Raw genomic sequence first — 10,695 nt, forward strand, 5'->3', positions numbered from 1 at the left:
AGGTTTATTTATCATTCCTTAACTTCATGTTGAATAAGCACAAGTTACATTGATTGTAATACGTCCTTTAGATTTCCCCAGTAGTAAACTTCTAAGCACTCTCTATTATATAAAGTGAAACTTTAATCAGTGGGGGTTTTCTTCATCCCCACTGATTATTAGTTGAACCAATCGGACTTTAATGGGCAGCCCGACCCCCACCTAATTTCTTTGCTTTCGCTGAATTTTGAGGTGGGGGTCTTACTGCCCATTAAAGCGGGATAAATTTTGTATAAAAACAAAATGTTATTCATTATCCAATAATCACTTATTGTTTTTCGATAAATTTTTATTGATTATTCCCTTATAATAAGCTATTATATTTTTACAGAAAATATTAATGTAAGGATTGAATTTATGGACAGGACATTAAAAATCACAAAGTTAAATATGTTTTTAAGGATTTTTCTCGTCCCGATTATAGTAGGGATAATTGTTGGTATACTAACTAAATTGGGGCAAGGTATACTTCCTGGACATTGGAATTCATTAGCTAATCTAGGAAGCGTTTGGTTAGTTCCATCCTTTTTTGTGGCTAGCTTTAGTTATTCTAAGCGTACAGCTATACTTTCTGGTATCCTTGCACTACTCGGTATGGTATTAGGCTACTATGGTTATGCAATAGTTATTAAAAATGTAGCTCACTCTATTTATTTTATATCCGTATGGATTGTATGTGCATGTATAGGAGGAACTATCTTTGGAGTTGCAGGTTTTCTATGGAAAGATACTACGGATCCACTTCATAAATTCGGAAGCGCGCTTATTAGTGGCGTTTTTGTAACGGATGGACTTCATATTCTTTTAAATTTTGAAGACTATAGTCACATGTTACCTGTTGGATATACCGAAGTCATAGTCGGGATTATCTTGATTCTTGTATTAGAACGCTCTAATGCTAATCGAATTTCTTCTTTCTTAATGATGGTTCCTATCACTATTTTAGGATTAATTGGATATAAATTATTAAGTTTGTTTACTTAATTAAAATTCATGAAGCTAGCTCTATCAAAGGGCGAGCTTTTTTCTTACAAAAAACTATTTAAATATTAATAAATTATTAAAAACCTCTCATTTAACAGCCTTATTTATTATTGTGTCATTACACATACTTACACGACCTTTTATTAGGATCATACCAGTCTTTTATATCATTTTATTTAATCCATATAAAGTAAGGCTAAAAAACTTATTTCAAAAGTTCTTTAGCCTGAGTCATTTTTACACATTTAAAATTTAATACGTACAACGGTACCTTTACCAACTTCTGAATGGATTTCTACACTATGTCCTAATTGCTTCGTAATTTCATGTACGAGATATAGCCCCATTCCAGTTGATTCTTTAAAATCTCTACCATTTTCTCCTGTAAAGAAAGGTTTAAACACTCTTGGTAAATCTTGCTTCGGTATTCCTACACCATTATCAGCAATTTCAAGTATAACATTATTACCTTCCTTACAAGCTTTCACTTTAATCTTCTCTCTACTACCAGATGAATATTTAATCGCATTCGATAGTATTTGTCCAATTAAAAATTGTAACCATTTCGCATCACTTTCTACTGTAATGTCCTTATCAATTTCAAGCTCTGGATATACAAAATTCCGGATAAAGAACCGTTTATGCTCATGTACCGAATCATTCACTATTTTATATAGTTGTACTCTTTCTACATAAAAATCTTGTGTAAATGCTTCTAAACGTGCGACATACAGAGCCATTTCTAATCCCTTTTTTAATCGATCAGTTTCCTCATTTATACTTTCAAAACGTGAATCTACTTCATCCTGTGTAATTAATTCTATTACAGATAAAGGTGTTTTCATTTGATGAATCCACTGATTCATAAAGGTTAAATGGTCATTATTTTTTCTCTCTTGCATTTGCAGCTGATTTTGATAATGTCGATATTGCACCTCAAGTAGTTCTTGAAGAGCAGCCGATACAGCTGCAAAATCAGATTTTTGAACAGATTCATCCAAAGATTGCATCGGGTTTGCTAAGCGCTCATAAAAAGAACGATGTGTAAAATAACGAAACACTAAATAACTTCCCATAAAGAAAACACCTAGAAACATTGCATATAACGCCGTTGTAATATGATTATGCCCATCAAACCAATATACGAGAAATATAGCTAGTAGTTGAATTATAGTAAAGCAAATAAGTGGTATATGATCACGTATAAACAACCTTATCATTTTTCTATACCAGTATCCCAAGTAATATGCAATCTATATCCAACACTACGAATCGTTTCAATCGCACCTTCTATATGTAACGTTTGTAACTTTTTACGCACACGTGTTGTATTTACACTTAATGTATTATCATCAACATAAGATTCGCTATCCCATAATTTATTTAACAACACTTCCCTACTCACAACACGCGGATAATTTTTCATTAATGTCTCTAATAAAATAGCTTCGTTTCTCGTTATATCAATCTCTTCGTTTCTAAGTTTCAATACAAGTCTTTCAGGATATAAACAAAGGCCTTGTTGCTCAATCATTCGCTCTTCTAGTTTCGGTGCATAATCTCCATATGCACGTCTTAAATGACTACGAATTTTCGCCACTACAACTTCATAATGAAAAGGCTTCGGAATAAAATCATCGCCACCGTTTTCTAACGCCATAACTTGATCCATCGTACCTTCACGAGCCGAAATGAATAGTATCGGACATGTAGAAACACTACGAATTTGACGACACCAAAAGTAACCATCAAAACTCGGTAAATTAATATCTAATAAAACTAACTCTGGTTGTTCATCTAAAAAAATGTCTAATACATTTTGAAAGTCCGATACAATAACTCCTTGATAACCATATTTCGCAACATATGTTGATAATAGTTCTGCAATTTTCATATCGTCTTCTACAATCATAATTTTGACCATTATTGAACTCCTTTTTAATCCACAATCTCAAATATACTTATATAAAATAAATACTACCTCTTTTCACAAAATCCGTAAATTAAAAAAAGGATGCTTTTATACAAAAGTATCCTTCTTCTATTATTCTTACTTAATATGAAAGTTACTGCAATTAAAACCTAGCTTCTCCACATAATCCATACTTAGTTCCATTCGTGCCGTTTTAAGTGGATCCACAACTTGACAAACTTTTAAATCACCGGCAGCTGATGTGTGGCACATGAAATGCTCTCTTCTTTCGGTGCAGTACCAATTACACCAATTATTTGATTAATCAGAATTTTTAGTTCATTTGAAAACAAAACATGTTCATTATGTATTAAGACGATTTTTATTGTATTTTCATGTAGATCTTCACCCATTACGCCAAGGTTCACCCCTGTAGTTAAAACACCTTGCTCTGCAATTTTTATCTTTTCAATCGTTACAGCTAATATGTCACCAGGTTCTGCACCACTGATATATACAGGTCCAGTCGTCGGATTAATTCGGTTTCAATCAAATTCTTGAAACGCAACATCTTCAGAGTCAATTTGATTCTCAAAGCAATCATATGTTCCAAATATAAGACGACTCCCAATTTCTACTTCCATATGTTGCTTTGAAATAAACTTTGATTAAACATACCTCACAGACTCGTAATTTATGGTAAACAAGAAGAATTCATTTTGAAAAAAGATTGATCAAAATGAATTCTTATCTAACAAATTTAAGTTTCTATACTATAAAAAGTTTGGTCATTTTCTATCTTTATTCTTCAACAAACGCGCCCTTTTCTTGAACAACATGCATCGTATTATAATTTAGACATAAAGACAAAACCCTAAATTACGAAGTGTCTTATAACTCTTTGGTGTGCTCATACACTACCGATTGATACGTTTCCGGATTAATTCTCAAGAATTTCGTGTAACCTCTCAGCAAACTCTTTATGATGCACTGTGTTATAGCCCACATGGTTTCCTGGAAACTCTGCGAATTCTGTTCCGAGGTGTTCTGCCAAGTTGAATGCGCAATGGTAAGGAAAAAATTCTCGTGAAATACTTCCACCGGCTGGACGTACCTGTATCGATGCAGGTTTTAATGAGCGCTTTAATGCATCGATGTTTAAAGTATAGCTGAGAATTCCCGGGATTTCATACTCAGTGAAATAAAACGAATTGCCGAGTAGTCGCTTTGTTAGCATATCCTTCGATAGTCCGGAATTGCTATCATCGATATTTGACAATAACTTCATGACCTCACTTTTATGATTCCCTTTAAGGTCTTCCATGAAATTTATAGCCTGCTTCAACTCATTTTCAGGTAAAAGTTGTAATAAAACCGGTTCGTGTGGGATTAGTAACTGTACCTGCCCAGGATGGCGTATACACAAATCAAGTCCGATGACAGCACCAGAACTACTTCCGAATATATAAGCCGGTTCATTGGTCAAATTGGCTAGCAGCCGGTGAGCGTCTTCACTATGTGTTTGCACATGGTAATCCTCAGTTTTATTGACGAGATTGCTACGGGAATGACCACGACGATCGTAAGTAACAACGGTATACCATTTAGCAAGATGGTCGGCAATATTATGGAACTTGTCGGCATCACCACCCCCACCATGAATCAAAAGAAGAATTGGACCCGAGCCACGCACCTCATAATAGATGCTTGCTCCAATTACTTGCAATGTTCCGTTTTTTACTATACTCATTTGTACATCCTTCCTTTCTTTTGTCATCTCCCTTAACATTACATGATTGGTGAATGATATAAAATGCAGGAAATAACTAAGAAACAAATTCACCATAAGAAAAAGCAATGTGTGGCTTTAAAATAAAGTTTGATTAAAAATATTGTGTTAAACCGTATTCTATGTTGAATAAAAAGAAACCATTTTGAAAAAAGTTTAATCCAAATGGTTTCTTATCCAGCAGGTTTATGTTTTATAAAAAAGTTTGATCATATATTTACAATTCTTTGATTAAAGAGATACAGCATCGCAACTTTATTTCAAAACTACACCATACATGGTTTATTCTCTGATGACATCGCGTAAATAATATGGTCTTTATGAATTCGATACATAATACCTCTCCCTTTTATATTTATCTACTATTACTAATTAGCTTTTTTTATACAAGCTCCTCTTAAAATTAAATGTTATTTTTATGTAAAAAAGCACGCAGATTGTTTTATAACATACACTCTTTACTATAACAGAAAGGTGGTATCACTATGCCCCTTATTCCATACAACGAAAGTGATGTTGATTTACTAGCTCGATTAATTCGTGCTGAAGCTGAAGGCGAAGGTCGCCAAGGTGAGGAGTTAGTTGGATGCGTTGTAGTAAACCGTGTATTTTGTGATTGCTTAGATTTTAAACAACTCCGTACCGTACGAGACGCTGTATATCAAAGCCCCGGCGGATTTGAAGCAGTACAATATGGATATTTTTATCAACGTGCTCGTGAATCAGAAAAAGAAATCGCACGAAAAGTTTTACAAGGTCAATGGCGCTGGCCTGCACGATGGGCTCTTTGGTATTTCCGTCCAGTTGGAGCTTGTCCGCCTGAATGGTATAATCAGCCATTTGTAGGACAGTTTAAAAGCCATTGTTTTTATGAACCAAGTGGTGATGAATGTCCGAAAATGTATTCACGATAGTAAAATTTGCAACGCAAGTACTTAGAAATTTTGGTACTTGCGTTGCTTTTAACTGTGTTTTAGAAATCTAATAGTGTGATGAAATTTTCTATGCCTACTACATGTATTAATAATGGTATACGAGGACCATTTGATTGATTCATAATGAGCTTATATATAATAGTGAATAATTGTTTTTGATTTTCTTTCATTATTTTTTTATTTTCATGATGACAAATCGTATATAATTGCTCCATTAAGTTAGAGTAATCTTTATTAGAACGAAGTATTTTACAAACTTCTACTAGCCATTCTTTCTGCCTTTCATCTAATGTGTAGTAAAACTCTGCATTTTTCTCCTCATTTACCGCGATTAATTTTTCAGATTGAAAGTTTCTTATCCAATACTCTGCGCGATTACTTATCGCTCTCATTTCATCTAATGCATAGCTCCTATCTATTTTCTTTAATATCCCCTGTAAAATAGTTGAATCAAAATTTAATAATGGTAACGTTCCTGCTACTTGATTAAATTTCGGATATTCTTTAATCTCACTATCAACTCTAGAGATTTTAATTGCATCAAATAAATCTTCATTTTTGAGCGTTTTATTTTCATAACTATCTTTCAATCGCTCATACTCTGTATAATTACGAATCACATCTTCATCCAACCCAATATAAAAAGCAGCGCCTGGTTTGTATTTTGCAAACATAAAGAGAATTACTTCTGGTATATACACTTTCAATAAATTGCTTGGTGTAATACTATTCCCTGAAGAACTAGACATTTTTTCATGATTCCCTTTAATACCAATAAAATCGTAAGCAACGTAATGAGGCGCTTCTCGATTGAATATTTTCCTTGCAATTTCTTTTGATACATTATAACTACCCGTTTCTGATGAATGATCTCTACCGCCCGGTTCAAAAATAACATCCTCTATCATCCATCTCATCGGCCAATCGATTTTCCAGTTTAGTTTCATTTTATTTGTATTTAATACGGATAACTCTTTTTCATTTCCGCATTCACATTCATACCGGACTGTTTTTAATACTTCATCAAAATGTGTAATAGTTGTTGTATCTTTTCCGCATCTCTCACAATATAATGTAGCTGGATAAAAGCTCTCTCGCTCTTCTTCACTACACTCTCTAGTTTTAAAACCCATTAAAATATCATATATTTCTTTTCGTTTATACAAGGCCTCTAATATATTTTCGTTATACCTTCCGCTTCTATATTCATCATGTTGATAAATAAATTCTACTTCAATTCCAAATGCTTGAAGCGATTTTTCAAACTCTTTTTCAAAATGCTCCGCATACGAGTTATGACATCCATACGGATCTGGAATATCACAGTATGGCATACCAATATACTTTGCAAAAGATGGATCAATATTTTTGGAACTTTTCTAAACCTATCATAATCATCCCACGAAAATATAAAACGAGTCTTTTTCCCTAAATCTTGAAGTGCTCTTACTACGAAATAAGTCGTTACGATTTCACGAAAGTTCCCAATATGAACAGAACCTGACGGACTAATTCCAGATGCACAAACAAACATTTCTTTATTTGGATGTTTCCTAATTAATTCATGTGCTACTTCATACGCCCAATGCATATATTACTCACCTCAATTATTTTTTGTTTCTCATTTCCAGTTTTATGCAACAAAAAAACTCCCACCCCCAAGATTATTCATCTTGAGGACGAGAGTTGTTAGCTTCGCGGTACCACCTCAGTTTGTTAATATGTCACCATATTAACCTCTTCAGGTACGGCAAAATATGCTTATACCCTATCTCTATAACGGGAGAACCCGTCGCACCATCCCTAAATAAATCAGTTCCTTGCGCAGCTCCAAGTCTTTTTTCATTAAGATGTATACCGCTCTTTCTCAGCTACCAGAGCTCTCTGTACGTATTCTTTCTTAACTACTCTTCTCTTCTATGCCTTAAATATTAGTTTTTTAATATGATAATTTATAACACTTTTATTGTCAAACTTTTCCGAATCGAAATCGTAAAATTATCTAAAAAAATTCTTTATCGCTTCTAATTGAATTTTGTGGCTACACTCATCACAACAATATGCCCCTTTTGGTTTCTCTTTAAATCGCTTATATTTTTCACTGCCTTCGTAAACACGAAATATATTCTTACAAGAAAAGCAAACAATCTCATAAAACATCATATGCATTTTCCTCTCCTTGTTTATACACTTTTTTAATCACTTGAGAAGGTCATTTTTCTACAGTATAAATTTTAATATCCTTTGACTAAAAGGTTTACCTCTATTCTTATCGAATTATATTAATATCTTATAACGCGAGGTGAACATCTTGTTCAGTAATATAGAATTAGTTTTAGATGCTAAAGCAAGTTTAGCTGAAGGACCATGTTGGAATGGAAAAAAGCAACTTTTATATTGGGTTGATATTATGGAGAGAAAATTATGCATATATAATCCTACCGCTAATACGAACCGAGTAATTGTTCTCAATCAACAAATTGGCTGTGTTGTTCCATATTTAGAGGATGTACTACTCTTAGCTATGGAAAACGGCTTTTATTCTATTAATGTAAATACAGAAAAACTGACACATATTTTTGACCCTGAACCACATTTAATAGAAAATCGTTTCAATGATGGAAAATGTGATCCAGCTGGTCGTTTCTGGGCAGGTTCTACAGATACATACGGTATGAATGCTGCAGGTTCCTTGTATTGTTTACATCATAATTTAAGTGTAGAGAAAAAAGTTTCACATGTAAATACATCAAATGGAATTGCTTGGTCACCTGATCATACATACTTTTACTTTATAGATACACCTACTAAAAAAGTAGTTCGCTATCAATATAATATACGTACTGGAGACATTCATAATCCAAGTGATGTAATCAATTTCTCTGAAAATGATGGTCTACCTGATGGTATGACAATTGACGAAGAAGGTTGTTTATGGATTGCACATTGGGGAGGTTCAAAAATAACTAGATGGAATCCCTCTACTGGAGAACAAATATTAAGCATTCCAATTCCCGCGTTATATGTAACATCATGTACATTTGGTGGGCCTAATTTAACAGATTTATATGTTACAACAGCCAGAACAAGAATGAGTGATAACGAATTAAAAGAGTATCCACATGCTGGTGGTATTTTTCGAATTCAAACAAATGTTAAAGGCTGTCCCACCTATTCATTTTGCAATAAAAATATTGGAGCTGAAACAATGTGAACCGTATCGATTACATAAGACAAGAAGAAAAGAAATATCACGACCTTTGCTATGAACAATATAAACTGTTTGAAGCTGGCTCTTGGCTTTTCAAACCAGTTAAAACGGTTATGGACTTGATGAACCACTTTGACGGACAAAACAACTTGCAAGTACTTGACCTTGGCTCTGGCGTTGGGAGAAATAGCATTCCAATTGCAAAAAAAATAAAAAATACTAGCGGCACCGTTACATGTGTTGATTTACTTAATTCCGCTTTAACAAAGCTACAAATTTATAGCAAAGAACATGATGTATTCGAGGTTATAAAAACAGAAGAAGCAGCAATTGAAAACTATCATATTGACTCTAACGCTTATGATTATATCGTTGCAGTATCAAGTTTAGAACATGTCAGATCAGAAGAAGATTTTAAAAATGTACTCCACTCTATGAAAAGAGGTACAAAAAACGACGGTATTAATTGTTTAATTATTAACTCTAACATACAAGAAATTGATTCAATAACGAATGAAGAATTAGAAGCTTTAATTGAAATTAATCTTTCAACCGAAGAAATGATAAGTACTTTAAAAAGCATTTATAAAGAATGGAAAGAACTAAAAGTTGAAATAAAAGAATTAGCTTATGATATTGTTCGAAATGAAAGACACATTCAATTAAAAACAAATGCTATATCGTTTGTAGTTCAGAAATAATCGTATAATAAAGATATGATTATTTCTCTCAGATTTATTTTTATTGCACGAAATTTGCAACTATAAATATTTATGAAACAAAAAATAAAAGAGCACTTGTTTCCGCAAGTGCTCTTTTGGGGATTTTGAGATACCCTATTAACGAAAGTTAAGGTTACTTAAAGTTAAAAGGTATTTATATTATATGCTTGTCCTTTTTATTTGTGCATAATCAATATATAAACATCTTTAATCATTCTTAATAACTTTTAGTTATCGTTCTTTCTTACATTTTATCATTAAGAAATTGATTGAAGGTTTATTTGCCATGTTCTTATTTGGTTCATCAATTTCCGAAACTTGTACTAATCTATATTGATTAAAATCTTTTTTTATAGATTCAGAATCATAAAAGAACATTTTTACACCTTCCATTATCTCATAATAATCTTTATCCAATTGTTTTCCTTTTCCGTACATGGGAGCTTTTTTAGAAACAGTTGTAAAAACCATATATCCGCCTGGTTTTAACTGATTATAACAATCTTCAATAAATTTCTCTCTTTCCTGTTCATTCAACAAATGAAGAAGTGCATGACTAAATATCCCATCATACAGTTTATTATCAAAAGGCATTTCGTTTACTGAACCGTGATACATACTAACATCTTCTAGTCCGTTTTCTCTTGCTAAATCGATCGCTGTTTTCGAAATTTCAATACCTGTTACATTTATACCATTATCGATAAAAACCTTTGCATTTCTTCCATATCCAATACCCGGAACTAATATATTCTTAACGTTCTTTTCAAGAAAAAAATCTTTTGTCAAAATTGCAGATTCTGTAGGTTCAAATCCCCACATCGTTTGTTTTTCGATAAAACTTGATTCCCAAAATTCCATTATGTATCTATCTCCTTATTTTCAATCCATTTTTAGTATCACATTAAAAACTTATAAATTTTAACGCTGCGTCTACCTATGCCAAATTAGTTTTTTACCACATTCACTATAAGTCCATTGAATATAGCACAATTATAAGCCTATATCTATTATAATGATTGGTTTAAAATCCACCCTATTTTATTAATCCTTACGTTTGTAGAAAAATAAAAAAGCCAATACTTTGAACTGCACCCCAATTG

The 10,695-nt window shown here is 32.8% G+C and carries 9 protein-coding genes, 2 pseudogenes and 1 other annotated feature; of the genes and pseudogenes, 4 read left to right on the forward strand and 7 right to left on the reverse strand.

The window, feature by feature from the left end; genetic code table 11:
* Positions 1-396 precede the first annotated feature (396 nt).
* Positions 397-1,023, forward strand: a complete 627-nt coding sequence (locus tag DN401_RS02110; RefSeq protein WP_000376271.1) for a DUF6518 family protein — start codon at positions 397-399, stop codon at positions 1,021-1,023.
* Between the two features lie 245 nt (positions 1,024-1,268).
* Here the strand turns inward: DN401_RS02110 and DN401_RS02115 are convergent, their stop codons facing one another.
* From DN401_RS02115 to DN401_RS02130, 4 genes and pseudogenes are all read right to left on the reverse strand, one after another.
* The gene (locus DN401_RS02115; RefSeq protein ID WP_002164532.1) at positions 1,269-2,243 is read right to left on the reverse strand and encodes a sensor histidine kinase; all 975 of its coding nucleotides are present in this window, start codon (positions 2,241-2,243) and stop codon (positions 1,269-1,271) included.
* On the reverse strand, positions 2,240-2,947 hold the full coding sequence (locus DN401_RS02120; protein WP_000239008.1) for a response regulator transcription factor: 708 nt from the start codon (positions 2,945-2,947) through the stop codon (positions 2,240-2,242). Before DN401_RS02120 ends, DN401_RS02115 begins: the two co-directional genes overlap by 4 nt.
* A gap of 126 nt (positions 2,948-3,073) precedes the next feature.
* Positions 3,074-3,579: pseudogene (locus DN401_RS02125) on the reverse strand (acetamidase/formamidase family protein).
* Between the two features lie 296 nt (positions 3,580-3,875).
* Complete coding sequence (locus DN401_RS02130) at positions 3,876-4,685, reverse strand: alpha/beta fold hydrolase (RefSeq protein ID WP_000029414.1); 810 nt, start codon at positions 4,683-4,685, stop codon at positions 3,876-3,878.
* A 524-nt stretch (positions 4,686-5,209) separates the two neighbouring features.
* On the opposite strand from DN401_RS02130, the gene DN401_RS02135 reads away from it, so the two are divergent.
* Positions 5,210-5,638 (forward strand): cell wall hydrolase, encoded by a 429-nt coding sequence (locus DN401_RS02135; RefSeq protein ID WP_001128402.1) that lies wholly within the window; start codon positions 5,210-5,212, stop codon positions 5,636-5,638.
* 59 nt (positions 5,639-5,697) lie between these two features.
* On the opposite strand, the pseudogene lysS reads toward DN401_RS02135, so the two are convergent.
* Positions 5,698-7,250: pseudogene (gene lysS, locus DN401_RS02140) on the reverse strand (lysine--tRNA ligase).
* A gap of 81 nt (positions 7,251-7,331) precedes the next feature.
* Positions 7,332-7,588 (reverse strand) — a binding site (T-box leader).
* Between the two features lie 69 nt (positions 7,589-7,657).
* Entirely contained in the window at positions 7,658-7,828 is a 171-nt protein-coding gene (locus DN401_RS02150) for a DUF2197 domain-containing protein (protein ID WP_000551042.1), read from the reverse strand.
* A 142-nt stretch (positions 7,829-7,970) separates the two neighbouring features.
* Here DN401_RS02150 and DN401_RS02155 point away from each other — a divergent pair, with 142 nt between their 5' ends.
* Both DN401_RS02155 and DN401_RS02160 read left to right on the forward strand, forming a co-directional pair.
* The gene (locus DN401_RS02155; RefSeq protein ID WP_000492433.1) at positions 7,971-8,873 is read left to right on the forward strand and encodes an SMP-30/gluconolactonase/LRE family protein; all 903 of its coding nucleotides are present in this window, start codon (positions 7,971-7,973) and stop codon (positions 8,871-8,873) included.
* Complete coding sequence (locus tag DN401_RS02160; protein WP_001079453.1) at positions 8,870-9,571, forward strand: class I SAM-dependent methyltransferase; 702 nt, start codon at positions 8,870-8,872, stop codon at positions 9,569-9,571. Before DN401_RS02155 ends, DN401_RS02160 begins: the two co-directional genes overlap by 4 nt.
* A gap of 252 nt (positions 9,572-9,823) precedes the next feature.
* Here the strand turns inward: DN401_RS02160 and DN401_RS02165 are convergent, their stop codons facing one another.
* On the reverse strand, positions 9,824-10,453 hold the full coding sequence (locus DN401_RS02165) for a class I SAM-dependent methyltransferase (RefSeq protein WP_000397612.1): 630 nt from the start codon (positions 10,451-10,453) through the stop codon (positions 9,824-9,826).
* Between the last annotated feature and the right edge of the window lie 242 nt (positions 10,454-10,695).

The organism is Bacillus sp. BF2-3 (genome assembly GCF_008368795.1).
In the GTDB taxonomy this organism is placed as follows: domain Bacteria; phylum Bacillota; class Bacilli; order Bacillales; family Bacillaceae_G; genus Bacillus_A; species Bacillus_A cereus.

Coding starts and splice junctions, on each gene's coding strand:
- DN401_RS02110 (WP_000376271.1), top strand. CDS start 397: ATGGACAGGACATTAAAAATCACAAAGTTAAATATGTTTTTAAGGATT.
- DN401_RS02115 (WP_002164532.1), bottom strand. CDS start 2,243: ATGATAAGGTTGTTTATACGTGATCATATACCACTTATTTGCTTTACT.
- DN401_RS02120 (WP_000239008.1), bottom strand. CDS start 2,947: ATGGTCAAAATTATGATTGTAGAAGACGATATGAAAATTGCAGAACTA.
- DN401_RS02130 (WP_000029414.1), bottom strand. CDS start 4,685: ATGAGTATAGTAAAAAACGGAACATTGCAAGTAATTGGAGCAAGCATC.
- DN401_RS02135 (WP_001128402.1), top strand. CDS start 5,210: ATGCCCCTTATTCCATACAACGAAAGTGATGTTGATTTACTAGCTCGA.
- DN401_RS02150 (WP_000551042.1), bottom strand. CDS start 7,828: ATGCATATGATGTTTTATGAGATTGTTTGCTTTTCTTGTAAGAATATA.
- DN401_RS02165 (WP_000397612.1), bottom strand. CDS start 10,453: ATGGAATTTTGGGAATCAAGTTTTATCGAAAAACAAACGATGTGGGGA.